The sequence below is a fragment of the Thermus sp. H19.2 genome, assembly GCF_054979525.1.
Genome location: NZ_CM143429.1, coordinates 1,661,858 through 1,686,447 on the forward strand (window position 1 = coordinate 1,661,858; position 24,590 = coordinate 1,686,447).

A 24,590-nucleotide genomic window follows, 5' to 3' on the forward strand; every position below is an offset into this window, starting at 1 on the left:
CCTCTTCTTTACCCCAGGGGCCGTATATAGGTCAAGTCTGTCCGTCCAGGCTCCACCTGGAGGGGTGGTAGACTCTTGGCGTGGTCCTGGTCCTGGACTTCGGTTCCCAGTACACGCGGCTCATCGCGAGAAGGCTCCGGGAGCTCCGGGCCTTCTCCCTCATCCTCCCGGGGGACGCCCCCCTGGAGGAGGTCCTCAAGCACCGCCCCCAGGCCCTCATCCTCTCCGGGGGGCCAAGAAGCGTCTTTGACCCCGAGGCCCCCCGACCCGACCCCAGGCTCTTCTCCTCGGACCTGCCCCTCCTCGGGATCTGCTACGGCATGCAGCTCCTCGCCCAGGAGCTCGGGGGGCGGGTGGAGCGCGCCGGAAGGGCCGAGTACGGCAAGGCCCTCCTCACCCGCCACGAGGGCCCCCTCTTCCGGGGCCTTGAGGGGGAGGTCCAGGTCTGGATGAGCCACCAGGACGCCGTGACCGCCCCGCCCCCGGGCTGGCGGGTGGCGGCCGAGACGGAGGAGAACCCCGTGGCCGCCATGGAGTCCCCGGACGGCCGGGCCTTCGGGGTCCAGTTCCACCCCGAGGTGGCCCACACCCCCAAGGGGATGCAGATCCTGGAGAACTTCCTGGAGCTCGCCGGGGTCAGGCGGGACTGGACCCCCGAGCACGTCCTGGAAGAGCTCCTCCAGGAGGTGCGGGAGCGGGCGGGGAAGGACCGGGTCCTCCTCGCCGTCTCCGGGGGGGTGGACTCCTCCACCCTGGCCCTCCTCCTCGCCAAGGCGGGGGTGGACCACCTGGCCGTCTTCGTGGACCACGGGCTTTTGCGCCTGGGGGAGAGGAAGGAGGTGGAGGGGGCTTTGAGGGCCCTTGGGGTGAACCTCCTGGTGGTGGACGCCAAGGAGCGCTTCCTTAAGGCCCTAAAGGGCGTGGAGGACCCCGAGGAAAAGCGCAAGATCATCGGGCGGGAGTTCGTGGCGGCCTTCTCCCAGGTGGCCCGGGAGAAGGGCCCCTTCCGCTTCCTCGCCCAGGGGACCCTCTACCCGGACGTCATTGAGTCCGCCGGGGGGCACGGGGCGGCCAAGATCAAGAGCCACCACAACGTGGGCGGCCTCCCCGAGGACCTGGGGTTTGAGCTCTTAGAGCCCTTCCGCCTCCTCTTCAAGGACGAGGTGCGGGAGCTCGCCCTCCTCCTCGGGCTTCCCGACACCATCCGCCTGCGCCACCCCTTCCCCGGGCCTGGGCTCGCCGTGCGCGTCCTGGGGGAGGTGACGGAGGAGCGCCTGGAGATCCTGAGGCGGGCGGACGACATCTTCACAAACCTCCTCAAGGAGTGGGGCCTCTATGAGCAGGTGGCCCAGGCCCTGGCGGTCCTCACGCCCGTGAGGAGCGTGGGGGTGGCGGGGGACGAGCGGAAGTACGGGTACGTCCTCGCCCTCAGGGCCGTCACCACCGAGGACTTCATGACCGCCGACTGGGCGAGGCTTCCCCTGGAGTTCCTGGACGAGGCGGCCCGGCGCATCACCCGCAGGGTCCCGGAGATCGGACGGGTGGTCTACGACCTCACCTCCAAGCCCCCGGCCACGATAGAGTGGGAGTAATGGGCGAGCCCGCGAGGCTTAAGCGGCTTTCCCCGGAGGAGTACCTGAGGGAGGAGGCCACTTCCCCCGTGAAGCGGGAGCTGGTGGAAGGGGTTCCCTACGCCATGGCCGGGGCCACAACCTCATCGTGGGCAACCTCCACTACCCCCTCTACCCCCTGGCCCGCAGGAAGGGATGCCGCCTCTACGTGGCGGACATGAAGCTAAGGGTCGGGGAGGCCACCTTCTACTACCCGGACCTCATGGCGGTTTGCGCCCCGCCCCCGGAAAACCCCTTCTACGAGGAGGCCCCCTGCCTGGTGGTGGAGGTCCTCTCCCCCGCCACGGAGGGGGTGGACCGCAGGGAGAAGCTCTGGCGCTACCTCTCCCTTCCCTCCCTCGAGGGCTACCTCCTGGTGAGCGCCCGGGAGAGGCGGGTGGAGCTCTACCGGAAGGAGGGCGATATCCTCCACCAGGTGGCGGAGGAAGGCGAGGTCCCCCTGCCCTGCCTAGAGGGAAGCCTGCCCGTGGCGGAGGTCTACGCCGGGGTAGCGCTGGAGGGCCAAGAGGCGTAGACTGGAGGGGAAAGGAGGCAAGCCATGCCCACCTTTATCGTCCTCAGCACCCTGACCGACGACGGGGCCGAGACCCTGGTGAAGAACCCCGAGCGCATCAAGGAGGTGAATCAGGAGCTGGAGCGGGACTTCGGGGTCAGGGTGGTGGCCCAGTACGCCGTGCTCGGGCCCTACGACTTCGTAAACATCGTGGAGGCGGAGGACGCCGCCAGCGTGGCCCGGGCCATGCTCCACCTGGCCTCCAGGGGAAGCGTGAAGACGATGACCCTCGAGGCCATCCCCGTGGCCGACCTCATCGCCCGGCTCAAGTAGTGGAGGTTCTGGAAACTTCCGTCTACGCCGAGGACCTGGAGAAGGCCCGCGCCTTCTACGAGGGGATCTTGGGCCTTCCCTGCTTTCAGTTCAAGCCGCCTCGGCACGCCTTCTTCCGCGCCGGGCGGGGCGTTTTCCTGGTCTTCAACCCCAAGGAAACCGCCAAGGAGGCAACCCTGCCGCCCCACGGGGCCCAAGGCAGTGTCCACGTGGCCTTCCGGGTGGAGGAGGAGGAGCTTCCCATCTGGGAAGCGCGCCTCAAGGCGGCGGGCTACCCGGTGTGGTGGGCGGAGTGGCCCCGGGGAAAAAGCCTCTACACCCAAGACCCCGCTGGGAACCTGGTGGAGCTCGCCCCGGCGGAGATCTGGGGAAGCTGAGTGCCCGCACCTTGGTTTCGCAACATGAGGTGCCCGAACCAGGGCCGGGAGAAGGCTCTTTGGGGGCCCCCGCCGCGGCTTTCGCTGCGGCGGGGTACTTAATACCCCAGGGCCTCGAGGAGGGCCCGCACCCGGAAGCCCAAAACCTCCTCGGGGCCGTAAACCTGGTGCGCCCGCTCGGCCACGCCCCCTTCCAGGGGGGCGAGGGCGAGGACGGCGTGAAAGGGTTGGATCCAGTCCAAAGGAAACCTGCCCCCGGCGTAGAGGAGGAGGTCGGCCTTGAGGGCCAGGGCGGCCCCCTCCTCCCGCCGCAAGGCCACGTGCCCCCGGGCCCTTGGCGGCAAATGGACCAGGAAACCCTCCCCCTCGACGAAGCTTGGCGCCACCACCGAGACCTGGCCCAAAGCCCGCAGGAAGGGAACCAGGGAAGGGCGCAAGGGGCCAAGCCAAAGGGCCCTGGCCCCGGGAAAGTGGGCGGAAAGGAGGCGCTCCAGGGCCAGCCCCTCGGTGTAGTGGCCGTAAAGCTCCGAGAGGGCGGGCACCACCAGGTCCACCAGGCCGCCCGCCTCCGCCTCGGCCTCGAGGCGCACCCCCTTGGGCGGGGGCTGGGCCTCTTCCAAGGCCATCCCGGCGAAGTCCAAGGGGACCAGACAGGAAAGCGCCCCGAAGGGATCCTCCCCGGGAGGCACCTCTAGGGGGTAGGGGAAAAGGGGAAGGCGCAGGGCGGCCACCTCGGCCACCAGGCGGTGGAAGAGGGGTGAGGAACCCCTATGGGCCACCGCCAGGGGCCTCGCCTTGGAGTAAGGGGGCCAGGCCACCTTTCCCTCCTAGGCCGGGCGCAGGTCGGCGTACCTGAGGGAGAGGCGTTTCAGGCCCACCCCCTCAAAGTGCACCGTGACCTCGTCCCCCGCCGCCGCCACCACCGTTCCCGGGCCGAAGCGCGGGTGGACCACCCTCTCCCCCCCCTTGAAGGCCCCCGATGGGGCCCGGTGGGGGGGAGGGGCGGGTTTTTGGCGGTAGGGGTCGTAGAGCTCGTAGAGACCTTCCTCCACCTCCTCCAGGAAGCGGCTTGGCCGGGTGGCCTCGAGGCGGCCGTAGACCTCCCGCTCTTCGGCGTAGGAAAGGTAAAGCCGCTCCTGGGCCCGGGTTACCCCCACGTAGAAAAGGCGGCGCTCCTCCTCCAGGCCTTCCAGGGTGTTCACCGCGTTGCGGTGGGGCAGAAGCCCCTCCTCCACCCCCACCAGGAAGACCACGGGGAACTCCAGCCCCTTGGCGTTGTGCAGGGTCATGAGGGAAACCTTCCCCTGGGCCTCCCCCGGCTCCTCGGCCCGGGCGGTGAGGGCCACCTTGTCCAGGAAGTCCGGGAGGCTCTCCGCTTCCCTGGCGGCCCGAAGAAGCTCCTCCACGTTCTCCAGGCGGTCCTCGGCGTCCTCGGGGTAGGCCTCCTTGAGGTAGGCGGGGTAGTCGGTGGCCTCCAGGAGGTGGCGGAAAAAGGCCTCGGCCGAGTCCATGGCCAGGTCCTTTAGCTCCTCCAAAAGGGCCAGGAAGTGCCGGAGGGGCTCGGGCCGGGGAAGGAGGGAAGCCCCTTCCCGCAAGGCCTCCAGGAGGGCCAGGCCCCTCTCCCGAGCCAGGGCCTCCACCTTGGCCACCGTGGCGGGGCCGATACCCCGGGGAGGCGTGTTCAGGACCCGTTTGAGGCTCACGGCGTCCAGGGGGTTAAGGCTCAGGCGGGCGTAGGCCAAGAGGTCCTTCACCTCGGCCCGCTCAAAAAACCCCACCCCCCCCACCACCCGGACCGGAAGACCCCGGGAGGCCAGGGCCTGCTCCAGCAGGCGGCTTTGGGCGTTGGTGCGGTAGAGCACCGCCACCCGGTCAAAAGGAGGCCCCAGACGGGCGATCTCCTCGGCCACGAAGCGCGCCTCCTCCCGGGCGCTTTCCGCCCGGTAAAGCCGCACGGGCTCACCCCCCCCCTTCACCGGGCGCAGGGTCTTCTCCAGGCGGAGGGCGTTCTTGGCGATGACGGCGTTGGCGAAGCGCAAAATGGCCTCGGTGGAGCGGTAGTTCTCCTCCAGGCGGTAGACCTTGGCCTGGGGGTAGTCCCGGGTGAAGTCCAGGATGTTCTTGATGTCCGCCGCCCGGAAGGAGTAGATGCCCTGGTCCGGGTCCCCCACGGCCATGAGGTTGGCCTCCTCCCCGGCAAGAAGCCGGGTGAAGCGGTACTGCACGGGGTTCGTGTCCTGGTACTCGTCCACGTGGATGAAGCGGGCCCGCTGCCTTACCCGCTTCAGGACCTCGGGGTCCCCTTCCAGAAGCCTCAAGGCGTAAAGGAGGATGTCTCCGAAGTCCAAGGCCCCCTGGGCCCTTAAGGCTTCCTGGTAGCGGAGGAGCACGTCCAAAAGCCTTCCCCGGGAAAGGCCAGCGTAAAACTCGGGAAGCTCCGCGAGGAGGCTTTCCGGGGCCACTCCTTGGTTCTTGGCCCGGTCCAGAAGGCTCTTGATGGGCCCGGGCTTGGCGGCGAGGCCCAGCTCCTTGAAGACCTCCTTGAGGAGGGCGCTCTGGTCGTCCTCGTCGTAGACCACGAAGCCTGGCCGGAGACCCACCCGCTCCCCGTACACCCGGAGGATCCTCAAGGCGGCGGCGTGGAAGGTGGAGACCCAGACCTCCCCTGCCCCTCTTACCATGGTCTTGAGCCGCTCCCGCATCTCCTCGGCGGCCTTGTTGGTGAAGGTCACCGCCAGGATCTCCGAGGGAAAGATTCCCCGCCGGGCCACGAGGTAGGCCACCCGGTGGACCACGGTGCGGGTCTTGCCGCTCCCGGCCCCCGCCACCACCAAAGCGGGGCCCTCAAAATGGAGGACCGCCTGGCGCTGGGCCTCGTTCAGGGAGGAAAGGAGGGCCTCGTCCACGGGGGTGAGTGTACCACGGGGTAGACTCTAAGGCATGGAGCTCCACCCCACCCGAGAAGGCTTTTTGGGCGAGCTGGCCAAGGGCTTCACCTTCCAAGAGGTGGCCCGCATCGCCGCGGGCTTTGGCCAAAGGCTCCTCCAGGAGGGCAAAGACCAGGTGGTGGTGGGCCACGATGCCCGTTTCCTCGCCCGGGAGATGGCCGAGGAGGCCGCAGGGGTACTCTCCGGGATGGGCCTAAAGACCCACCTCCTCCAGGGGCCCGCCCCCTTTCCCCTCTTTGGCTACGCCCTCCACGCCCGGGAGGCCGCCGGCCTTTACCTCACGGCCAGCCGCAAGCCCCCCCGCTTCCAGGGGGTCAAGCTCCGCCTGGAGGCGGGGAAGCCCCTTTCCGGCGAAGCCCTCACCCTGCCCGAAGCCCCTCCGGAGGCCAGGGGAAGCTACGCTTCCCTGGACCTCAGGAAGGCGTACCTGGATCTTCTCCTGCAAAGCGCCGGGGAGGTGCCCAAGGAGCGCCCCGGGGTGGTCTACCTGGACGCCATGGGGGGAGCTGGCGGGGGGCTCTTGGGGCAAGCCTTCAAGGCCTTGGGGCTGAAGGCCGAGCTCCGGGAACTCCACACCCTTCCCCACCCTCTCTTCTATGGGGCGGACCCCGACCCCAGGCCGGAAAACCTCAAGACCCTCCTCGCCCTCCTCAAAGCCCAGGAACCCCCGGCCCTGGGCTTTGCCCTGGACGGGGACGCCGACCGGCTGGCCGCCTACCGGGTGGGGGGAGAGGCCGTGGGCGAGGAGGAGGTTCTAGAGGCCCTCCGGGAGGTTCTGGAAGGCCTCGAGGTCCAAGGGGACGGGGAAGGGGGCTTTCTCTTCCCCTGGCACCTCCCGGAGAAGGACCCCTACCTGGCGGCCCTGCTCCTCCTCAAGGTTCTCCTATGAAAGAGCTCCTTCCCGGCCTGTACCTCCTGCCCGTCCCCATCCCCTACCCGCTGAAGACGGTGAACCTCTACCTTCTGAAAGGGAGGGAAGAGGTCGTCCTGGTGGACAGCGCCTTGGCCACCCGCACCGCCCGGGGCACCTTGGAGCTTTACTTGGCCGAGCTTGGGCTCTGCTTCGCCGACGTAAAAACCGTGCTCCTCACCCACCACCACCCGGACCACTACGGCCTGGGAGGCTTTTTCGAGGGCCTGGGGGCCAGGGTCTACCTCCACGAGGAGGAACTCCCCCGGGGGCACCGCTTCTGGCAGGAACCCGAGGCCTTTGAAGCGGCCTCCTGGCGGCTCTTCCTGGACCACGGCACCCCGGAGGAGGCCCTTTTGGGAATCCGGGAGACCATGGCCAAAACCCGGGAGCGGGTCCACCCTCCGCAAAACCCCATCCCCATGAAGGACGGGGAGGTCCTTGAGCTTTCGGGAAAGCGCCTTTGGGTCCTCTGGACCCCAGGGCACGCCGACGGGCACGTGGCCTTTTTCCTAGAGGAAGAAGGGGTCCTCCTGGCGGGGGACGCCCTCTTGGAGCGGGTCTCCCCCAATGTGGGCCTTTGGGCCTACACCCGGGCCAACCCCCTGAAGGACTTCTTCTACTCCCTAAGGCGCCTGGCGGAGCTTCCGGCCCAGGTGGCCCACGCCGGCCACTTCGGCCCCATCCCCCAGGTAAAAAGGCGGGCGGAGGAGCTAAAGACGCACCACGAGGCGCGCCTTCAAGCTCTTCTTGGCCTCCTGGACCATCCCCAGGACGCCTGGTCCCTCTCCCTTAAGCTCTTCCCCCAGGAGCTGGACCCGGCGGGCCGCCGCTTCGCCTTCGCGGAGACCCTGGCCCACCTGGAGTACCTGCGCCAAGAAGGCCTCCTCCTGCGGGAAGGCCCCCCTTTCCGCTACTTCCGGGCCTAGGGAGAGGATGCCCCTTGCGGACCGCCCCAGGGGGGAATAAACTTTGACGCGGTTCAAGGAGGTGGCATGAAGCCCTGGTACGCCCACTACGATCCCGGGGTCCCCAAGGAGGCCCCCAGGCCCAAGCCTTTGCCCCAGGCCCTGGAGGAGACCGCCACCCGCTTTCCCGACCGGGTGGCCTTGGAGTTTTTGGGCCGAAGTCTCACCTATCGGGAGCTTTGGCGCCAGGTGCAAGCCTTCGCCAAGGGGTTGCAAGCCGCAGGGGTAGAGCCTGGGGAGCGGGTGGCCATCATGCTCCCCAACTCCCCTCAGTTCGTCATCGCCTTCTACGGCACCCTCCTGGCGGGAGGGGTAGGGGTGAACGTCAACCCCATGTACACCCCGAGGGAGCTACGGCACCAGCTCCAAGACGCCGGCGTCAAGGCCCTGGTCATCCTGGACCAGCTCCTTCCCCGCTACCAGGAGGTGAAAGGGGAGGCCCCGGTGGCCCTGGTGGTGCGCACGGGCATCCAGGACTACCTCCCCTTTCCCAAGAACCTCCTTTACCCCCTGACGCTCAAGCGCAAGGGGCAGTGGCCCCAAGAGCTGGAAGGCCTCCCCTGGCGGTCCTTCCTGCAAAGGGGCAAGCCCAAGCCCGTGCCCTTGGATCTGGACGGCTTGGCCCTCCTGCAGTACACCGGGGGCACCACGGGGATGGCCAAAGGAGCCATGCTCACCCACAGGAACCTCGCCAGCAACGCCCTTCAGGTCAAGGCTTGGACCCCCGATTTTCGGGAGGGCCAGGAAGTGGTCCTGGGCGCCATCCCTTTCTTCCACGTCTACGGCATGACCGTGGCCATGAACCTGGCCCTGCTGGGGGGGGCTAAGCTGGTCCTTCTGCCCAGGCCCGAGATCCACGCCATCGTGGAGGCCATAGAGAAGCACGGGGTGACCCTTTTCCCGGGAGTACCCACCCTCTACGTGGCCTTCAACAACTTCCCGGGAATCGAAAAGCGCAACCTGAAAAGCGTCCGGGCCTGCATCTCCGGCTCGGCCCCCCTGCCCCTGGAGGTGGCCGAGCGCTTTGAGAAACTCACCGGGGCCAAGCTGGTGGAGGGCTATGGCCTCACGGAGGCGAGCCCCGTGACCCACTGCAACCCCCTCTACGGGGAGAGGCGGCTGGGGAGCGTGGGTCTTCCCTTCCCCAGCGTGGAGGCCAAGGTGGTGGACGAGGAAGGAAAGGAACTCCCCCCAGGCGAGGTGGGCGAACTGGTGGTCAAAGGCCCCAACGTCATGAAAGGCTACTGGAACCGCCCCGACGAAACCCAAAAAGCCCTCAAAGAAGGCTGGCTCTTCACCGGCGACCTGGCCCAAATGGACCAAGACGGCTACTTCTACATCGTGGACCGCAAAAAAGACATGATCATCGCCGGCGGCTACAACATCTACCCCCGCGAAGTAGAAGAAGTCCTCTACCAGCACCAAGCCGTCCAGGAAGCCGCCGTGGTGGGCGTCCCCGACCCCTACCGCGGGGAAACCGTGGCCGCCTTCCTCGTCCTCAAACCCGAGTACCGGGGCAAGGTCACGGAAAAGGACATAGAGCGCTTCTGCCGGGAAAACCTCGCCGCCTACAAGGTCCCCCGCATCATAGAGTTCCGCGAAAGCCTCCCCAAGTCCGGGGTGGGGAAGATCCTGAGGCGGGAGCTGCAAAAGGAAGCGGCGGCGAAGCGGTAAAATACCCCCATGAGCAAGGTTTACAAGAAGGTGGAGCTCGTGGGGACGAGCGAGGAGGGCCTCGAGGCCGCCATCCAGGCCGCCTTGGCGCGGGCGCAGAAGACCCTGCGCCACCTGGACTGGTTTGAGGTGAAGGAGATCCGGGGCACCATCGGCGAGGCGGGGGTGAAGGAGTACCAGGTGGTCCTGGAGGTGGGGTTCCGCTTGGAGGAGTAGGCGAACTTGGCTCAACAAAAGCAATAGGCTTGACAACACTAGGCTCACACCCCTACCTTGAAGGTGGGAGGTGAGGCCTATGAGCGCCACCGGGCTGGAGGTCTTTGACCGGACCCTCCACAAGACCCACACCTGGCTCAAGGAGATTATGGAGGAACTGGGCACCGAGGACCGCCACCGGGCCTACATGGCCTTGAGGGCCGTGCTTCACGCTCTTAGAGACCGCCTCACCGTGGAGGAGGTGGCCCAGCTGGGGGCCGAGCTACCCATGCTCATCCGCGGCCTCTACTACGAGGGATGGAACCCCACGGGCAAGCCCCTTAAGGAGCGGCACAAGGAGGAGTTCCTGGCCCACGTGGCCCGGGAGCTGAAGACCCCCTCCGGGCCCGCCCTGGACCCCGAGGCCGCCACCCGGGCGGTGTTCCAAGTACTAGCCCTGAAGATCTCCCAAGGGGAGCTGGAGGACATCCGAGGCCTGCTGCCCAAAGAGATCCGGGAGCTATGGCCTGAGGCTTGATACTGGCCATCGCCTCCTACCACCCCGGCAAAAGGGCCCTGGGGGAACAGGGCGGGAAAGAAAAGGGATCAGTCTAGAACAAAACGGTCCTCGCTTTCGTGCAAACGCACGCGGTGAACGATGCGCTGGTCCTGGCCGCTTTGCCCGTCGGTCATGGCCACCACGGTCACGTAGGGGCGGAGGGGGCTTCTCAGCACCTTCTTGGTGAGGGTTTCCTCCACCTGGAAGATCCCGGCGGAGTTGTTCATGAGGACCTGGATCTCCACCGGGTACTTGTCCCCCTTGAGGATGCGCACCTCGTCCACGGCCAGGGCGCTGATGGAGTGGATGTCGATGCTCCCCAGGGCGAAGGCCTTGCGCCCCCGGCCCTTGGTGATGTCGGTGCCGTCGGCCACGGCGGTGATGCCGGCCTCGAGGGTGAGGGGCTCAGGGGCGAGGTCGTGGCTGTAGATGCTGTGGAGCATGAGGGCCCGAAGGGCGGTGCGCTGCTCGGGATCCGGGTAGATCTTCTCCAGGATACGGTTCAGGATGGGCAGGGCCAGGGCCACGCCGAAGGCCTCGTGGTGGTGGCGGTGCACCTGGTTGCCCAGGTCGTGGAGCATGGTGGATAGGAGGACCACCACGTAGGCGTCCTCCAGCTCCCCTGCCCCGGACTCCACGGTGTCCAGCCGCACCCCGGCCTCGGCGAGGAGGCCCAGAATGGCCACCCCTGCCGCTCCCGTGAGGAGGGCGTGGACCCGGCCGTGGTCGTTGTAGCCCAGCTTGCGCATGGTGATGTAGTTGGCCATGTTCCACCCGGAGCGGGCCTCGGGGTCTTGGATCAGGAGTTCATAGGCCTTGAGGGCCTTGGGAAAGGGCTTTAGCCGCTCACGGATGGCCTGGTCGGCCTCGGCGTAGAGCTTGGCCTTGGGGCTGGCGACGTGGACCACGCGCTCTTCCGTCATGGGCAACCCCTACTTTACCTCAAAGGGGAGCTCCCTTATACCACCCAGCCAGCATGGGAATCCCGGGGGCTTCCGCGGGCCAAGGAGAAGGTCAGACCCGGAGGTCCCGCCGCGCGAAGCGAGCGAGGCCCCCCAGGAGAACGAGGGCGCTGAGGAGGAGGAGCGCCCCCAGGTGCCCGAGGGCAATCCCGTGCCTGAGGGGATCGTAACCTACCCCCCAATAGAAAGGAGAGAGGTCCTGAAGGGGGGCAAGCCTAGCGGAAAGGGGGGTAAGGGCGTTCCACAGGTAGCTCACCACCGCCACCAAAGCACTTCCCGCCAGCGCCCAGGCCCGCCTACCGAAGAAGGCCCCCAGGCCCAGGGCCAAGGTGCCGAAGAAGAGGGCCAGCAACACGGTCATAAAGGTGGCCGCCGCCAGGCGGCCCACCCCTATGGCCATCTTCACCTGAAGCACCCCCACTAAGAGCCCCAGAAAGAAGAGGAGCCCGGTGAGGAGCAAAGCCAGGACCAGAGCGCCCCACCTTTCCAAAACCACCTGTCCCCGGCCCACCGGCTGGGCCAGAAGAACCTCCAGGGTCCCCCGCTCCTCCTCCCCGGCGACGGCATGGGCGCCGAGGAAAATGGCCTGGATGGCCAGGATCAAGGGCACCATGAACGCGAAGAGCTGGCTCTGCAGGAAACCCTCCGGTGAGGTCAGATCCAGCTCCGGGGTAATGCCCAAAAGGCTGAGGAGCTCCTTAGGGGCGCTCTCAAAAAGGCCCTGAATATCGCCGAAGCTCTCCTTCACGGAAGGGTAAAAGAGCGCGGCCACGTAGGCCAAGAGGGCTAGGCCAAGCCCGTAGCCCAGAACGGAGCCCCGGGCAAAGGCCAGGCTCTGGCGAAGGATCGTCCCCTTAGGCATGGCCGCCCCCGTAGTAGGCCAGGACCAACTCCTCGAGGTCCGGCTCCTCCACGGTGAGGTCCTGGACCTCGTACCGGGCCAGGGCCTTGATAAGGGGGTCCGGCGAACCCAGCACCGTGGCCGTGAGCCACGAGCCCTCCACGCGCACGTCGCGAAAACCGGGAAGGACGGAGAAGGCCTCCTCGGGGACGGGCCCGGCGAACCGCACCCGAACGCGCCGCAGGCCCTGAAGCCTCCCCACCTCCTCCACCGCCACCAGCCTACCCTCCCGGACGATCCCCACCCGGTCGCACAGGGCCTGCGCCTCGCTCAGCACGTGGGAGGACAGGAAAACCGTGGCCCCCTCCCGAACGGCCTCGCGCACGAGCTCCTGGAACGTCCGCTGGGCCAGGGGGTCCAGGCCCGAGGTAGGCTCGTCCAGGATGAGGAGCTCGGGGCGGTGCATGAAGGCCTGCACGAGCCCCAGCTTCTGCCGGTTGCCCTTGGATAGGGTGCGGATGGGGCGGGTGAGGTCAAGCTCCAGCCGCTCGGCCAAAAGGCGCACGTGGCCCCAGTCCACACCTCCCCGCAAGGCCGCCAGGTAACGCAAGAAGGCGAGACCGCTGAGCTCCTCGTAAAACGCCAGCTCCCCGGGAAGGTAGCCCACCCGGCGCCGCACCTCGAGGCTTTCCGAAGGCAGGGGCCGGCCCAGCACGAAAGCCTGCCCCGCAGTGGGGCGGAGGAGATCCAGGAGGAGGCGGATGGTGGTGGTCTTCCCCGCCCCGTTGGGGCCTAGGAAACCAAAGATCTCTCCCCGCTCCACCTCCAGGGAAAGCCCGAGGATACCCCGCCGCCTCCCGTAGTACTTGGTAAGGTCCTGGGTTAGGATGGCCTTCAACGGCCTCATTCCCCCTTGAAGTTAGGGGCGCGCTTCTCCAGAAAAGCCCGTACCCCCTCCTTCATGTCCTCCGTGGCGGCGGCGTAACCGAAGAGGTCGGCCTCTATCTCCAAAGCCTCCGCCAGGTCCAGGCCCTCGCCCCGCACCACGCTCTCTTTGGCCAGGGCCAGGGCCACGGGGGCGTTTTTCAGGATCTTCTGGGCGAGCTTCTTGGCCTCCTCCAGGGCGTCCTCCCCCACCCGGTTCACCAAACCCAGGGAGAGGGCTTCCTCGGCGCTCACGTGCCGCCCGGTGAAGATCAGGTCTAAGGCCCGGCCCCGCCCGATGAGCCGGGGCAGGCGCTGGGTGCCGCCGAAGCCGGGGATGAGGCCCAGGCCCACCTCGGGAAGGCCCAGCTTGGCCTCCTTGGCGGCTACCCGGAGATCGCAGGCCAAGGCCAGCTCCAAGCCCCCGCCTAGGGCGTAGCCGTGGATGGCGGCGATGGTGGGGATGGGTAAGGCGGCGATCTCGGCGAAGACCTGCTGGCCCAAAAGGGCATACTCCCGGGCCATGAAGGGGTCCTTGAGGGCGGCGATCTCCTTGAGGTCCGCCCCGGCGGCGAAGGCCTTCCCCTCCCCGGTGAAGATGGCCACCCGGGCCTCGGGGTCCTGGGCAAGAACCTCCGCCACCTCGGCCAGCTCCCTGAGAAGGTCCTGGGAAAGGGCGTTCAGGGCCTCGGGCCGCCTTAGGGTGACCAGGGCCACGCCCTCCTCCACCTCGTAGGAGAGGTACTGGAACTCGGGGATCTCCAGGATGAACTCGTGCTCGTGCGCCATACTAAACCTCCAGAAGGGCTTCGAGGGCCACCTCCACCATCCGCCGCACCCCCTCTTGGAGGACCTCCAAAGGAGCGAGCTCCGGGTCGCCGATGCGGTTGGAAACGGTGAGGATGGCCCCTGCCCGCACCCCCCGCATCCTCCCCAAGAGGAAGAGGGCGCTGGCCTCCATCTCAAAGGCCAATACCCCGTACCGGGCCCAGGATCGGGCGGCCTCGGGGGTGGTGGCGTAGAAGGCGTCCTCCGTGGCCACGAGGCCCACGTGGTGCGGATACCCTAGGGCCTCCGCCCTCTCCCACAGAGCCCGGAAGAGGGAAGGATCGGGCACGGGGGCGTAGGGGCGGCCTTCCAGGTACTGGCGGGTGGCCCCGTCCAAGGGCACCGCCCCCTGGGCGATGACCAGATCCCCGGGGACCAGACCGGCGTCCACCGCCCCACAGGTGCCCACCCTAAGGAGGACCCTCGCCCCGAGCTCCACCAGCTCCTCGGCCACGATGCTGGCGGAAGGGGCCCCCATCCCCGTGGTCTGCACGGAAACGGGCCTCCCCCTGTAGCGCCCGGTGAAGCCCAGCAATCCCCGGTGGGAGGTGTAGAGAACCGGGTCTTCCAAGAAGGTCTTGGCGATCCACTCCGCCCGGCCCGGGTCCCCCGGGAGAAGGACCCGCTCGGCTACCTGTCCCTTCTGCCCCCGCAGGTGGATGGGGCTCATACCGTCTAAGGATACACCAGGCGCAGGGCCGGAAGGCCCTCCACCAGAGCCTCGTCGTGGGTGGCCAGGACCAGGGCCGCCCCCACTTCCGAGGCGAGCCCCCGCATGAGCCCAAGGACCTCCCGGGCCTGGCGGCGGTCCAGGCTCGCCGTGGGCTCGTCGGCCAGGAGGAGCCGGGGCCTCAAGTAGAGGGCCCGGGCCACGGCCACCCGTTGCCTCTCCCCCCCGGAAAGCCTTTGGGGAAGGAAGTGGGCCCGCTCCTTAAGCCCAAGCCTGGCCAAAAGGGAAAGGGCCCAGGCCTTGTCCACGCGGCCCGCGAGGTAGCCCGGGGCCAGGACGTTTTCCAGGGCCGTGAGCTCGGGGAAGAGGAAGTGGTGCTGGAAAACGAGGCCCAGGAAGCGAAGCCGCCTGGGAGCCAAGCGGGCCTCGCTAAGGTCCCGGATGGCCTCCCCTTCCCAGAAGACCTCCCCTTCCTGCAGGGGGAGGAGGCCGGCCAGGAGGTGAAGCAGGGTGGTCTTGCCGCTCCCCGAGGGCCCGAGCACGGCCAGGGCTTCCCCCCTAGCCAAGGCGAAGGACACCCCTCGGAAGAGGACCCCATTCCCATAAGCAAAGCCCAACTCCCGCACCTCCAGCACCGGGCGCACCTCCTCATCCTCTAGGCAAAGGATGAAGCTTCGGTTAGAGTGGGGCCGATGACCTCGAGCCCCCTTTTCCAGGACCTCGGCCCGGAGGAGGTGGACCTGGCCTTAAGCTACTTCGTCCGCCTGGCCCACCCCAGGGGAAAGGTCCTCTTCCACCAGGGGGACCTGGGCCAGAGCCTGTACCTGGTGGAGAAGGGGCGGGTGCGGCTCTACCGCACCCACCTAGGGGGGCAGGAAAAGACCCTGGGCGTGGTGGGGCCCGGGGGGGTCTTCGGGGAGATGAGCCTCCTGGACGGGGGCGAGCGGAGCGCCAGCGCCGTGGTGGAGGAGGAGGCCACCCTCTTGGTCCTTTACAGGGAGGCCTACCTGGGCCTCCTCCGCCGCCTGCCCCTCTTCGCCCACAACCTGGCCCGCCTGCTGGCCCACCGCCTGCGGGAAGCGGATCTGGAGTTGGACCTGTTGGCCTTTGAGGAGGCGGAAAGCCGGGTGGCCTACGCCCTTTTGAAGCTCCTGCGCCAGGGGTACGGGCCGGAGCTCCGCCTGCGTCACCAGGACCTGGCCCACCTGGCGGGGGCCAGCCGGGAGACGGTCACCCGGGTCCTGCACGCCTTCCGGGACCAGGGGGTGGTGCGTCTGGCCCCCGGGGTGGTGGAGGTGGTGAGCCCGGGACTATTGGAAGAGCTGGCCTTTGGCCTGGTGTAGGGAGGAAGCATGCGCCTACGGGTGGACCCTTTACCCACGGAAGAGCTGGTGTACCCCGATGTGGTCCTGGTGGTGGACGTGATCCGCTCCACCACCACGGCGGTGGCCCTCCTGGAGGCCGGGGCCGAGGCCCTTTACTGGGTGGCGGGCCTCGAGGCCGCCAGGGCTTTCAAGGACGCCGACGTCCTCCTGGCGGGGGAGGCCTTGGGGCTCAAGCCCCCCGGCTTTGACCTGGGGAACTCCCCCAGGGAGGCCCTGGAGGCCCCGGTGGGGGGCAAGATCGTGGTGATGAGCACCACCAACGGCACCAAGGCCGCCCACGCCGCCGCCAAAACCGCCAAGCACGTCCTCTTGGCCTCCCTCTACAACGCCCACGCCGCCGCCCGCAAAGCCTTGGAGCTGGCCACGGAGGAGGTGGCCATCCTCTGCGCCGGGAAGGAGGGCCGGGTAGGGTTGGACGATCTCTACACCGCCGGGGTCCTGGCGGAGTACCTGGGGCTCCTGGGGGAGATGGAGCCCGAGGACGGGGCCCGCATCGCCTTGGCCCTCAAGCGGGCCTACCAGGACCCCTTGGAGGCCTTAAGTCTTTCCGCCGCCGCCCAGGCCCTAAGGGGGGTGGGCCTCGAGGCCGACGTCCCCTTCTCGGCCCAGGTGGCCAAAAGCCCCCTGGTTCCCCTCCTCTCGGGGCGGGTGGGGGAGGCCCTCATCTTCAAGGGAAGCCTGCCGGGCCAGGGCTAAGCTCCTCCGCCAGAAGCCCGTGGAAGCGCCGGATGGCGGCCACGCCCTTTTCCAGGTTGACCAGGTCCAGCTTCTCGTTGGGGGCGTGGAGGTTGTCGTCGGGAAGGCCCAACCCCAAGAGGACGATGGGCGCCCCCAGGGTCTCCTGGAGCTCGGCCACCACGGGGATGGTCCCCCCTTCCCGGGCGTAGACGGGGGGCCGCCCCCAGACCTCCTCCAAGGCCCTGGCCATGAGGCGCATGGGGGGGCTAAAGGGGTCGGTGAGGACGGGCCTTCCCCCGTGGAGCCTAAGGACCTCCAGGGTGTAGCCGGGGGGGCAGACCGCCTTCAGGTAGGCCTCGGCCAGGTCCGCCACCTCCTCCGGGTCCTGGTCCGGCACCAGGCGCATGGAGAGCTTCATCCCGGCCTCGGCGGGGATCACGGTCTTGGACCCCTCCCCTTGGTAGCCCCCCCACACCCCGTTCGGGTCCAGGGTGGGCCGGGCCCAGAGGCGTTCCAGGGGGGAATAGCCTTCTTCCCCCGGAAGGACCTCCACCCCAAGCTCCCGCTTCAGGGCCTCCTCGTCCAGGGAGGGCCAGAGGGCCTTTTCCTCCTGGGGGAGGGGGCGCACCTTCTCGTAGAAGCCGGGGATCAGGACCCTACCGGTTTTTTCGTCCTTCAGCCGGGCGAGGAGCCACCCCAGGGCCTGGATGGGGTTCGGGGCCACGCCCCCGAAGGCCCCCGAGTGGAGGTCCCGCCTGGCCCCCCTGAGCCGCACCTCCAGGTAGCAAAGCCCCCGGAGGCCGTAGGTGAGGGTGGGGGTTTGGGGAGCGAACATGGCCCCGTCGGAGACCACCACCACGTCCGCCCGGAGCTTCTCCCGGTTCGCCCGCACGAAGGGGGCGAGGTGGGGGCTTCCGATCTCCTCCTCCCCCTCCACCAGAAACTTCAGGTTGACGGGAGCCCCCTCCGCCGCCAGGAGGTGGGCGAAGAGCTGGCCCTTGTCGTCGGAGGCCCCCCGGGCGTAGACCCGACCCTCCTTCACCACCGGGGAGAAGGGTGGCGTCTCCCAAAGCTCTAGGGGGTCCGGGGGCTGGACGTCGTAGTGGCCGTAGACCAGGACCGTGGGAGCCTTCTCGTCCACGAGGCGCTCGGCGTAGAGGATGGGGTGGAGGGGGGTCTCCACGAGCTCGGTGCGAAACCCCAAGGCCTTAAGCTTTTCCCGAAGCCAAAGGGCCGCCCGGAGGACGTCTTCCTTGCGGGCGGGATCGGTGGAGACCGAAGGGATGGAAAGGAACTCCAGAAGGGGCGCTAGGGCGTTCACGCGCCCATACTACTCCCTGGGGCTAGGCCCTTGCTCTCCTCCAGGAGAAGGAGCCTGAGGCGGGCCACCTCGGCCTCAAAGCGGGCTTGGAGGGCCTCGAGCTCCGCCCGAAGCCGCATGATCTCCTCCACCCCCGCCAGGTTCACCCCCAGCTCCTGCGTCAGGCGCCGGATCTCCCGCAGCCTCTCAATGTCCCGCTCGGAATAAAGCCGCGTCTTCCCAGAAGACCGCTTCGGCTTGATGAGACCCTTCCGCTCGTAAAGCCGAAGGGTCTGCGGGTGCATCTCCACCAGCTCCGCCGCCACGCTGATCACGTACACGGGACGGTCCTTGGGGGAGGGCTTGGCCACCTCCCCAGGGGGGGGGAGGGCCTTCCGCTCCAGCTCCTGGAAGCGGTGGCCGATCTCCCGCTTGAGGCGCTCCACCTCCTCTTCAAAGCGGGCTTGCAGGGCCTCGAGCTCCGCCCGAAGCCGCATGATCTCCTCCACCCCCGCCAGGTTCACCCCCAGCTCCTGCGTCAGGCGCCGGATCTCCCGCAGCCTCTCAATGTCCCGCTCGGAATAAAGCCGCGTCTTCCCAGAAGACCGCTTCGGCTTGATGAGACCCTTCCGCTCGTAAAGCCGAAGGGTCTGCGGGTGCATCTCCACCAGCTCCGCCGCCACGCTGATCACGTACACGGGACGGTCCTTGTCCATGGCCTTCAGCTCCTCCCGCTAAGGCGTCCTCACCCTTTTCATTATACAGGTCCTGTAAAGCCTAAGCGCAGGGAAGCTCTCCGGGCCGCCTCCACCACCCGGGGGGCGAGGCGGTGGGCCTCTTCCAGGGAGAGGCGGCTTGCGGGGGCGGAGAGGGAGAGGGCGGCCACCACCTCCCCCGAAGGCCCGAAGACCGGAGCGGCCACGCACCGCACCCCGAGCTCCTTCTCCTCGTTGTCCAGGGCGTAGCCCCGCCCGCGCACCGCCTCAAGCTCCCGAAGGAGGTCGGGAAGCCGGGTGAGGGTGTGGGGGGTGTAGGGCGTGAGGCTAAGCCCCTCGGGCACCCCCAGATAGGCCAGGAAGACCTTGCCCACCCCCGTGGCGTGGAGGGGGGCCCGGGAGCCGGGGGCGGTGAAGAGGCGGACGAGCTTCGTCCCCTCCACCTGGTCCAGGTACAACGCCTCCCGCCCCAGGGGCGCCGCCAGGTTTACGCTCTCCCCCGTCTCCTTGGCCAAGGCCTCCATCTCGGGGCGGACCGCCCTGAGGAGGCTCCGCTTGGGGTAGGCCTGGCCCACGGCGAAGGCCTTGGGCCCCACCCGGTAGACCCCGCCCTCCTCCTCCACGAAGCCCGCCTGGGCCAGGGCCCGGAGGAGGCGGTAGAGGGTGCTCTTGGCGAGGCCCACCCGCTCGGCCAAGGGGCCCAAGGGGCTCTCCCCCGCCTGGGCCAGGGCCTCGAGGACCCGAAGCCCCCTTTCCAGGGTCTTCACCGCCTGGGGCGGCTTCTCCCGAGGACGCGCCATGCCGCTTAGGGTAACGGGGGCGGCCCTGTTTTTCAAGATGCAAAAAATCTTTTTGCGTCTTGACAATCCTGTCCCACCTCCCGTAAGCTCGGACCACCATGAAGGGCGTGGAGATCCGCAAAGACCACCCCCTCCTGAAGGAGGTCCTGACGGAGGAGGCCCTGAGGTTCGTGGTGGCCCTGCACCGGGAGTTCAACCCGGTGCGCAAGGCCCTCCTGGAGCGGCGCAGGGAGCTTTGGGAGCGGTACAAGGCCGGGGAGAAGCCGGACTTTCTCCAGGAGACCGCCTTCGTCCGGGGCGGGGACTGGAGGGTGGCCGAGGCCCCCGAGGACCTCCTGGACCGCCGGGTGGAGATCACGGGCCCCGTGGACCGGAAGATGATCGTGAACGCCCTGAACTCGGGGGCCAAGGTCTTCATGGCGGACTTTGAGGACGCCCTCTCCCCCACCTGGGACAACGTCATCCGGGGCCAGAAGAACCTCATGGACGCCGTGCGCCGCCAGATAGATTTCGTCTCCCCCGAGGGCAAGGAGTACAAGCTCAAGGAGAAGACGGCCACCTTGGTGGTGCGCCCAAGGGGCTGGCACCTCGTGGAAAAGCACGTCCACGTGGACGGGGAGCCCATCTCGGCGAGCCTCTTTGACTTCGGGCTCTACTTCTTCCACAACGCCCACGAGCTCTTAAGGCGGGGAAGCGGGCCCTACTTCTACCTGCCCAAGATGGAAAGCCACCTCGAGGCCCGCCTCTGGAACGAGGTCTTCAACTTCGCCCAGGACTACCTGAAGATCCCCCGGGGCACCATCCGGGCCACGGTCCTCATTGAGACCATCCTGGCGGCCTTTGAGATGGAGGAGATCCTCTACGAGCTCAAGGAGCACGCCGCCGGGCTCAACGCGGGGCGCTGGGACTACATCTTCAGCTGCATCAAGAAGTTCGCCACCACCGCCCCCATCTTCCCCGACCGGGCCCAGGTGACCATGACCGTGCCCTTCATGAAGGCCTACACCGAGCTTCTGGTGAAGTCCTGCCACATCCACGAGGCCCACGCCATCGGGGGCATGGCCGCCTTCATCCCAAGCCGCAAGGACCCGGAGGTGAACGAAAGGGCCTTCCAGCAAGTCCGGGCGGACAAGGAACGGGAGGCCTCCCAGGGCTTTGACGGCACCTGGGTGGCCCACCCCGACCTGGTGCCCGTGGCCATGGAGGTCTTTGACCGCTACCTGGGGGATAGGCCCCACCAGAAGCACGTGAAGCGGGAGGACGTCCACGTGACCGCGGCGGACCTCCTGGACTTCCAGGTCCCCGGGGGAAAGGTGACGGAGGCGGGGCTTCGCAACAACATCTCCGTGGCCCTCCAGTACCTGAACCAGTGGCTTCTTGGCAACGGGGCCGCCGCCATCTTCAACCTCATGGAGGACGCCGCCACCGCCGAGATCAGCCGGGCCCAGCTCTGGCAGTGGGTGCACCGGGAGGCCACCTTGGAGGACGGCCGCCCCGTCACCCCGGAGCTTTACCAGAAGGTCAAGGAGGAGGAGCTCGCCAAGCTCGGCGGCCGGGAGAAGGAGCGCTACCGGGAAGCCGAGGAGATCCTGGACAAGCTCGTCCTCTCGGAGGAGTTCGTGGAATTCCTGACCCTGGTGGCCTACGACTACATTGACTGAGTACCCCAAAAGGGGGGAAGCCCCCCTTTTGCCCTAAAGTGGAGGGGAAGGGAGGTCCAGGGTGGGCTTCTTGGAGGAACTCAAGGCCCTTTTACCCGGAAGGGTCCTCACCCGGGAGGCGGAGCTCGCCCCCTACGAGTCCGACGCCCTCACCGCCTACCGCAAGCGCCCCCTCGCCGTGGTCCTACCGGAGAGGAAGGAGGAGGTCATCGGGGCGGTGCGCCTCTGCCACCGATACGGCGTCCCCTTCGTGGCCCGGGGAAGCGGCACGAGCCTCTCCGGGGGCTCCCTCCCCGTGGAGGGCGGGGTGGTGATCGCCCTGAACCGGATGAACCGCATCCTCAGGCTGGACCCCAAGGCCCGGATCGCCGTGGTGGAGCCTGGGGTGGTGAACCTCGAGGTCTCCCGCCAGGCCGCTCCCCATGGCCTCTACTACGCCCCGGACCCCTCCAGCCAGCCCGTCTCCACCATCGGGGGCAACGTGGCCTTCAACTCCGGGGGGGCCCACTGCCTGAAGTACGGGATGACGGCGAACCACGTGCTGGGCCTCGAGGTCGTCACCCCCACGGGGGAGGTGGTGCGCTTAGGGGGGGAAAGCCTTGAGGGCGTGGGCCCGGACCTCCACGGCTTCTTCGTGGGGACGGAGGGGCTTTTGGGGGTGGCGGTGGAGATCACCCTAAGGCTTCTCCCCAGGCCCGAGGCTTACCACACCGTCCTCGCCGCCTACCCGAGCCTCGAGGCGGCCGGGGAGGCGGTAAGCCGCGTTATCCGGGCGGGGCTCCTTCCGGGGGCCATGGAGATCATGGACCGCCTGAGCATAGAGGCCGCCGAGAAGGCGGTGAAGGCGGGCTACCCCCTGGTGGAGGGCCTCCTCATCGTGGAGCTGGAGGGCCCCAAAGAGGAGGTGGCCGCCGAGGCGGAGGTGCTCCACCGGGTCCTGGAGGAAAGCGGGGCCCTGGAGCTCAGGGTGGCGCGGGACGAGGCCGAGCGCCAGGCCATCTGGAAAGGCCGCAAGGCCGCCTTCAGCGCCGTGGGGAGGCTTTCCCCCGACTACCTGGTCCAAGACGGGGTGGTGCCCCGCTCCCGCCTCGGGGAGGCCTTGCGGGAGATCCAGCGCCTCTCCCGGGAGTACGGCCTGAGGGTGGCCAACGTCTTCCACGCCGGGGACGGGAACCTCCACCCCCTGGTCCTCTACGACGGGAAGAAGCCCGGGGAGCTGGAAAGGGCCGAGGCCCTGGCCGGGGAGATCCTGAGGCTTTGCGTGCGCCTGGGAGGTTCCCTCACGGGGGAGCACGGCATCGGGGTGGAGAAGAAGGCCTACATGCCGGAGATGTTCGCCCCGGAGGACCTCTTGGCCATGGAAGGGGTGAAGCGGGCCCTGGACCCCCAGGGCCTCGCCAACCGGGGCAAGGTGCTGCCGGAGGGGGTCGGTGTCGGTGCTTAGGCCGGAAAGTCTGGAAGAAGTACAGGAAGCGGTGCGGGCCTACCCCCGGCTCCGGGTCTGGGGCGGGGGGACGAAGCCCGCCCTCTCCACCCCAAGGGAGGGGGAGGTCCTTTTGGACCTCTCCCGCCTCCGGGGCCTTTTGGCGTACGAGCCCGAGGAGTTCGTCTTCACCGCCTGGGCAGGCACGCCCATCGCCGAGGTGGAGGAGGCCCTAAGGGCCCACGGCCAGTACCTGCCCTTTGACCCGCCCCTCGCGGGGAAGGGGGCCACCCTGGGAGGGACGGTGGCCGCGGGGCTATCCGGCCCCCTGCGCCACCGCTATGGGGGCCTGAGGGACTTCCTCCTGGGGGTCCGGTTCGTGGACGGGGAGGGGAGGGCGGTGCGGGGCGGGGGCAAGGTGGTGAAGAACGCCGCGGGCTTCCCCTTCCACCGCCTCATGGTGGGCTCCTTGGGGGCCTTCGGGGTCATGGTGGAGCTTTCCTTCAAGGTCTTCCCCAGGCCCCGGACCACGCGCACCCTCAGGGTGCGGCGGGAAGGCCTGAAGGAGGCCCTCGCCGACTTAGAAAGGCTTAGGCTTCTTCCCTTAGACCTCCTCGCCCTGGACCTCGTCCCCCCCGCCACCTTGGAGCTTCGCCTCGGGGGATTTGAAAGGAGCGTGGAGGCCCGCCTCAACCGCCTCCAAGACCTCCTCGGGGAGGGGGAGGTCCTGGCGGAGGACGAGGCCCACTGGCAGGCGGTGCGGGACCTTAGCTTTTTGGAGGGAAGCCCCATCTGGGTCAAGGTCCCCGCCAAGCCCCACCTCATCCCCCGCCTCGAGGCCCTCCCCTTGGGCCCGAGGCGCTACCTGGACGGCGGGGAGGTGCTCTACGCCGGAACGGCGGAGGAGGGCCTAAAGGCGCTAAGGGAGGAGGGGCTTCCCCACCTGGTGCTAAGGGGGGCGGAAACGCCCCTCTTCCCCGAGCCCCAAGGGGCCTTCTTCGCCGGGGTCAAGAAGGCCCTGGACCCCAAAGGCCGCTTTCCCTTAGGGTGAGAGCATGCAACACCAAATCCCCGTAGACAAGCTGGGCAAGGAGGGGGAGGTGATGGCCCACGCCATTGAGGCCTGCGTGCACTGCGGCTTCTGCCTCCCCACCTGCCCCACCTACGCCGTCCTCCAGGAGGAGATGGACTCCCCGAGGGGTCGGATCTTCCTCATGAAGGAGGTCCTGGAGGGGAACCTCGAGCTGGAAGAAGCCCTCCCCTACCTGGACCGCTGCCTCGCCTGCCAGGCCTGCGTCACCGCCTGCCCAAGCGGCGTCCCCTACGGCGAGCTCATCGCCACCTTCCGCCTGTGGAGCGAGGAAAAGCGGCACCGCTTCCCCCTGGAGAGAGTCTTCCGCCTGGGCCTCCTCCGCACCCTCCCCTACCCGGAGCGCTTCCGGCCCCTGGCGGGGCTCGGCGCGCGCCTGAAGCCCCTCCTCGAGCCCCTCCCCCTTCCCAAGCCCCTGAAGGCCCCCCTCGCCCTCCTCCCGGACCGCCTTCCCGAGGAGGCCCCCTACCGGGAGGTCTACCCCGCCAAGGGGGAGAGGAAGGCCCGGGTGGGGATCCTTTTGGGGTGCGCCCAGAGGGTCCTCAGGCCCTCCATCAACCAGGCCACCATCCAGGTCCTCCAGGAAAACGGGGTGGAGGTCTTGGTTCTAAAGGAGCAGGCCTGCTGCGGCGCCCTAAACCTCCACGCCGGGGACAAGGAGGGGGCGAGGGGCCTCGCCCGGAAGAACCTGAAGGCCTTCCGGGACGTGGACTACGTGGTCACCAACGCCGCCGGGTGCGGCTCGGGGATGAAGGAGTACCCCCTCCTCTTCCTGGGAGAACCCGAGGAGGAGGAGGCCCGGGCCCTCGCCGCCAAGGTGAAAGACGTAAGCGTCCTCCTAGAGGAGCTGGGCTTCACCCCGCCCCCGCCTCCCAGGCGTCCCTTGCGGGTGGCCTACCACGACGCCTGCCACCTGGCCCACGCCCAGGGGGTGAGGGAGGCCCCGAGGAGGCTTCTCAAGGCGGCGGGCCTCGAGGTCGTGGAGCCCAAGGAGTGGGAGCTCTGCTGCGGCTCCGCCGGGACCTACAACCTCTTCCAGCCGGAGATCGCCGAGGCCTTAGGGAAGAGAAAGGCGGAAAACCTCAAGGCCACGGGGGCGGACCTGGTGGCCACGGGCAACATCGGCTGCCTCACCCAGATCCAGGCCTACCTGGACCTCCCCGTCCTGCACACCGCCGAGCTCCTCGCCCTCCTCTACGAGGGGAGGGAGCCCTTGGCTTGACA

Annotated in this window: 25 protein-coding genes and 1 pseudogene; 15 read left to right on the plus strand and 11 right to left on the minus strand. The window is 68.2% G+C overall.

Going from position 1 to position 24,590, the window contains the following annotated elements; genetic code table 11:
• The first annotated feature begins 80 nt into the window (after positions 1-80).
• From guaA to ACY5J6_RS09015, 4 genes and pseudogenes are all read left to right on the plus strand, one after another.
• Positions 81-1,592 (plus strand): glutamine-hydrolyzing GMP synthase, encoded by a 1,512-nt coding sequence (gene guaA, locus ACY5J6_RS09000; protein WP_462844630.1) that lies wholly within the window; start codon positions 81-83, stop codon positions 1,590-1,592.
• Positions 1,592-2,145: pseudogene (locus tag ACY5J6_RS09005) on the plus strand (Uma2 family endonuclease). Before guaA ends, ACY5J6_RS09005 begins: the two are co-directional and overlap by 1 nt.
• Positions 2,146-2,169: 24 nt before the next feature.
• Positions 2,170-2,457: a glutamine synthetase/cystathionine beta-lyase binding protein gene (locus ACY5J6_RS09010; RefSeq protein WP_462840641.1), complete on the plus strand. Its 288-nt coding sequence runs from the start codon at positions 2,170-2,172 to the stop codon at positions 2,455-2,457.
• Entirely contained in the window at positions 2,457-2,834 is a 378-nt protein-coding gene (locus ACY5J6_RS09015; RefSeq protein ID WP_054638197.1) for a VOC family protein, read from the plus strand. The genes ACY5J6_RS09010 and ACY5J6_RS09015 overlap by 1 nt, the downstream gene beginning before the upstream one ends.
• A 98-nt stretch (positions 2,835-2,932) precedes the next feature.
• Here ACY5J6_RS09015 and ACY5J6_RS09020 read toward each other — a convergent pair whose 3' ends face one another.
• Positions 2,933-3,652: a hypothetical protein gene (locus ACY5J6_RS09020; RefSeq protein WP_462844631.1), complete on the minus strand. Its 720-nt coding sequence runs from the start codon at positions 3,650-3,652 to the stop codon at positions 2,933-2,935.
• Between the two features lie 9 nt (positions 3,653-3,661).
• The gene (locus ACY5J6_RS09025) at positions 3,662-5,740 is read right to left on the minus strand and encodes an ATP-dependent helicase (RefSeq protein WP_462844632.1); all 2,079 of its coding nucleotides are present in this window, start codon (positions 5,738-5,740) and stop codon (positions 3,662-3,664) included.
• Between the two features lie 34 nt (positions 5,741-5,774).
• On the opposite strand from ACY5J6_RS09025, the gene ACY5J6_RS09030 reads away from it, so the two are divergent.
• The 5 genes from ACY5J6_RS09030 (at position 5,775) to ACY5J6_RS09050 (ending at position 10,067) form a co-directional block, all read left to right on the plus strand.
• Positions 5,775-6,671: a phosphohexomutase domain-containing protein gene (locus ACY5J6_RS09030; protein WP_462844633.1), complete on the plus strand. Its 897-nt coding sequence runs from the start codon at positions 5,775-5,777 to the stop codon at positions 6,669-6,671.
• A complete protein-coding gene (locus ACY5J6_RS09035) occupies positions 6,668-7,621 on the plus strand; it encodes an MBL fold metallo-hydrolase (protein WP_462844634.1) in 954 nt (317 codons plus the stop codon). The genes ACY5J6_RS09030 and ACY5J6_RS09035 overlap by 4 nt, the downstream gene beginning before the upstream one ends.
• Before the next feature lie 66 nt (positions 7,622-7,687).
• Entirely contained in the window at positions 7,688-9,334 is a 1,647-nt protein-coding gene (locus tag ACY5J6_RS09040) for a long-chain-fatty-acid--CoA ligase (RefSeq protein ID WP_462844635.1), read from the plus strand.
• A 9-nt stretch (positions 9,335-9,343) separates the two neighbouring features.
• The gene (locus ACY5J6_RS09045) at positions 9,344-9,550 is read left to right on the plus strand and encodes a dodecin (protein ID WP_462844636.1); all 207 of its coding nucleotides are present in this window, start codon (positions 9,344-9,346) and stop codon (positions 9,548-9,550) included.
• A 79-nt stretch (positions 9,551-9,629) separates the two neighbouring features.
• Positions 9,630-10,067, plus strand: coding sequence for a DUF2267 domain-containing protein (locus ACY5J6_RS09050; RefSeq protein ID WP_462844637.1), 438 nt, complete (start codon positions 9,630-9,632; stop codon positions 10,065-10,067).
• Positions 10,068-10,135: 68 nt separating this feature from the next.
• Here ACY5J6_RS09050 and ACY5J6_RS09055 read toward each other — a convergent pair whose 3' ends face one another.
• The 6 genes from ACY5J6_RS09055 to ACY5J6_RS09080 all read right to left on the minus strand — a co-directional run bounded on the left by ACY5J6_RS09055 (position 10,136) and on the right by ACY5J6_RS09080 (position 14,957).
• Positions 10,136-11,011, minus strand: coding sequence for a phosphohydrolase (locus ACY5J6_RS09055; protein ID WP_462844638.1), 876 nt, complete (start codon positions 11,009-11,011; stop codon positions 10,136-10,138).
• Between the two features lie 91 nt (positions 11,012-11,102).
• Positions 11,103-11,912, minus strand: coding sequence for an ABC transporter permease (locus ACY5J6_RS09060; protein WP_462844639.1), 810 nt, complete (start codon positions 11,910-11,912; stop codon positions 11,103-11,105).
• Positions 11,905-12,798, minus strand: coding sequence for an ABC transporter ATP-binding protein (locus ACY5J6_RS09065; RefSeq protein ID WP_462844640.1), 894 nt, complete (start codon positions 12,796-12,798; stop codon positions 11,905-11,907). The genes ACY5J6_RS09060 and ACY5J6_RS09065 overlap by 8 nt, the downstream gene beginning before the upstream one ends.
• Complete coding sequence (locus tag ACY5J6_RS09070) at positions 12,795-13,604, minus strand: enoyl-CoA hydratase/isomerase family protein (protein ID WP_462844641.1); 810 nt, start codon at positions 13,602-13,604, stop codon at positions 12,795-12,797. Before ACY5J6_RS09070 ends, ACY5J6_RS09065 begins: the two co-directional genes overlap by 4 nt.
• Before the next feature lies 1 nt (position 13,605).
• Positions 13,606-14,313 (minus strand): phosphorylase family protein, encoded by a 708-nt coding sequence (locus ACY5J6_RS09075; protein ID WP_462844642.1) that lies wholly within the window; start codon positions 14,311-14,313, stop codon positions 13,606-13,608.
• A 5-nt stretch (positions 14,314-14,318) separates the two neighbouring features.
• Positions 14,319-14,957, minus strand: a complete 639-nt coding sequence (locus ACY5J6_RS09080; protein WP_462844643.1) for an ABC transporter ATP-binding protein — start codon at positions 14,955-14,957, stop codon at positions 14,319-14,321.
• A gap of 48 nt (positions 14,958-15,005) precedes the next feature.
• On the opposite strand from ACY5J6_RS09080, the gene ACY5J6_RS09085 reads away from it, so the two are divergent.
• Both ACY5J6_RS09085 and ACY5J6_RS09090 read left to right on the plus strand, forming a co-directional pair.
• The gene (locus ACY5J6_RS09085; protein WP_054638038.1) at positions 15,006-15,656 is read left to right on the plus strand and encodes a cyclic nucleotide-binding domain-containing protein; all 651 of its coding nucleotides are present in this window, start codon (positions 15,006-15,008) and stop codon (positions 15,654-15,656) included.
• A 9-nt stretch (positions 15,657-15,665) separates the two neighbouring features.
• The gene (locus ACY5J6_RS09090) at positions 15,666-16,394 is read left to right on the plus strand and encodes a 2-phosphosulfolactate phosphatase (RefSeq protein ID WP_462844644.1); all 729 of its coding nucleotides are present in this window, start codon (positions 15,666-15,668) and stop codon (positions 16,392-16,394) included.
• Here the strand turns inward: ACY5J6_RS09090 and ACY5J6_RS09095 are convergent.
• Genes ACY5J6_RS09095 through ACY5J6_RS09105 form a run of 3 tightly spaced genes read right to left on the minus strand, consistent with a single transcriptional unit; the run spans position 16,366 to position 19,192 of the window.
• On the minus strand, positions 16,366-17,697 hold the full coding sequence (locus ACY5J6_RS09095; RefSeq protein WP_462844645.1) for a dipeptidase: 1,332 nt from the start codon (positions 17,695-17,697) through the stop codon (positions 16,366-16,368). The genes ACY5J6_RS09090 and ACY5J6_RS09095 overlap by 29 nt on opposite strands.
• A complete protein-coding gene (gene hspR, locus ACY5J6_RS09100) occupies positions 17,694-18,392 on the minus strand; it encodes a heat shock protein transcriptional repressor HspR, fused homodimer type (protein WP_462844646.1) in 699 nt (232 codons plus the stop codon). The genes ACY5J6_RS09095 and hspR overlap by 4 nt, the downstream gene beginning before the upstream one ends.
• A gap of 41 nt (positions 18,393-18,433) precedes the next feature.
• A complete protein-coding gene (locus ACY5J6_RS09105; protein ID WP_462844647.1) occupies positions 18,434-19,192 on the minus strand; it encodes an IclR family transcriptional regulator in 759 nt (252 codons plus the stop codon).
• 98 nt (positions 19,193-19,290) lie between these two features.
• On the opposite strand from ACY5J6_RS09105, the gene aceB reads away from it, so the two are divergent.
• From aceB to glcF, 4 genes are all read left to right on the plus strand, one after another.
• Positions 19,291-20,853: a malate synthase A gene (gene aceB / locus ACY5J6_RS09110; protein WP_462844648.1), complete on the plus strand. Its 1,563-nt coding sequence runs from the start codon at positions 19,291-19,293 to the stop codon at positions 20,851-20,853.
• Positions 20,854-20,914: 61 nt separating this feature from the next.
• Entirely contained in the window at positions 20,915-22,297 is a 1,383-nt protein-coding gene (locus tag ACY5J6_RS09115) for an FAD-linked oxidase C-terminal domain-containing protein (RefSeq protein ID WP_462844649.1), read from the plus strand.
• Entirely contained in the window at positions 22,284-23,327 is a 1,044-nt protein-coding gene (locus tag ACY5J6_RS09120) for an FAD-binding protein (protein WP_462844650.1), read from the plus strand. Before ACY5J6_RS09115 ends, ACY5J6_RS09120 begins: the two co-directional genes overlap by 14 nt.
• Before the next feature lie 4 nt (positions 23,328-23,331).
• Complete coding sequence (gene glcF, locus ACY5J6_RS09125) at positions 23,332-24,588, plus strand: glycolate oxidase subunit GlcF (RefSeq protein ID WP_462844651.1); 1,257 nt, start codon at positions 23,332-23,334, stop codon at positions 24,586-24,588.
• Positions 24,589-24,590 lie beyond the last annotated feature (2 nt).

Excerpts from the sequence above, each read along its gene's own strand:
- ACY5J6_RS09010 (WP_462840641.1), top strand. The coding sequence starts at position 2,170 with ATGCCCACCTTTATCGTCCTCAGCACCCTGACCGACGACGGGGCCGAG.
- ACY5J6_RS09030 (WP_462844633.1), top strand. The coding sequence starts at position 5,775 with ATGGAGCTCCACCCCACCCGAGAAGGCTTTTTGGGCGAGCTGGCCAAG.
- ACY5J6_RS09035 (WP_462844634.1), top strand. The coding sequence starts at position 6,668 with ATGAAAGAGCTCCTTCCCGGCCTGTACCTCCTGCCCGTCCCCATCCCC.
- ACY5J6_RS09040 (WP_462844635.1), top strand. The coding sequence starts at position 7,688 with ATGAAGCCCTGGTACGCCCACTACGATCCCGGGGTCCCCAAGGAGGCC.
- ACY5J6_RS09045 (WP_462844636.1), top strand. The coding sequence starts at position 9,344 with ATGAGCAAGGTTTACAAGAAGGTGGAGCTCGTGGGGACGAGCGAGGAG.
- ACY5J6_RS09050 (WP_462844637.1), top strand. The coding sequence starts at position 9,630 with ATGAGCGCCACCGGGCTGGAGGTCTTTGACCGGACCCTCCACAAGACC.
- ACY5J6_RS09055 (WP_462844638.1), bottom strand. The coding sequence starts at position 11,011 with ATGACGGAAGAGCGCGTGGTCCACGTCGCCAGCCCCAAGGCCAAGCTC.
- ACY5J6_RS09060 (WP_462844639.1), bottom strand. The coding sequence starts at position 11,912 with ATGCCTAAGGGGACGATCCTTCGCCAGAGCCTGGCCTTTGCCCGGGGC.
- ACY5J6_RS09065 (WP_462844640.1), bottom strand. The coding sequence starts at position 12,798 with ATGAGGCCGTTGAAGGCCATCCTAACCCAGGACCTTACCAAGTACTAC.
- ACY5J6_RS09070 (WP_462844641.1), bottom strand. The coding sequence starts at position 13,604 with ATGGCGCACGAGCACGAGTTCATCCTGGAGATCCCCGAGTTCCAGTAC.
- ACY5J6_RS09075 (WP_462844642.1), bottom strand. The coding sequence starts at position 14,313 with ATGAGCCCCATCCACCTGCGGGGGCAGAAGGGACAGGTAGCCGAGCGG.
- ACY5J6_RS09085 (WP_054638038.1), top strand. The coding sequence starts at position 15,006 with ATGACCTCGAGCCCCCTTTTCCAGGACCTCGGCCCGGAGGAGGTGGAC.
- ACY5J6_RS09090 (WP_462844644.1), top strand. The coding sequence starts at position 15,666 with ATGCGCCTACGGGTGGACCCTTTACCCACGGAAGAGCTGGTGTACCCC.
- hspR (WP_462844646.1), bottom strand. The coding sequence starts at position 18,392 with ATGGACAAGGACCGTCCCGTGTACGTGATCAGCGTGGCGGCGGAGCTG.
- ACY5J6_RS09105 (WP_462844647.1), bottom strand. The coding sequence starts at position 19,192 with ATGGCGCGTCCTCGGGAGAAGCCGCCCCAGGCGGTGAAGACCCTGGAA.
- aceB (WP_462844648.1), top strand. The coding sequence starts at position 19,291 with ATGAAGGGCGTGGAGATCCGCAAAGACCACCCCCTCCTGAAGGAGGTC.
- glcF (WP_462844651.1), top strand. The coding sequence starts at position 23,332 with ATGCAACACCAAATCCCCGTAGACAAGCTGGGCAAGGAGGGGGAGGTG.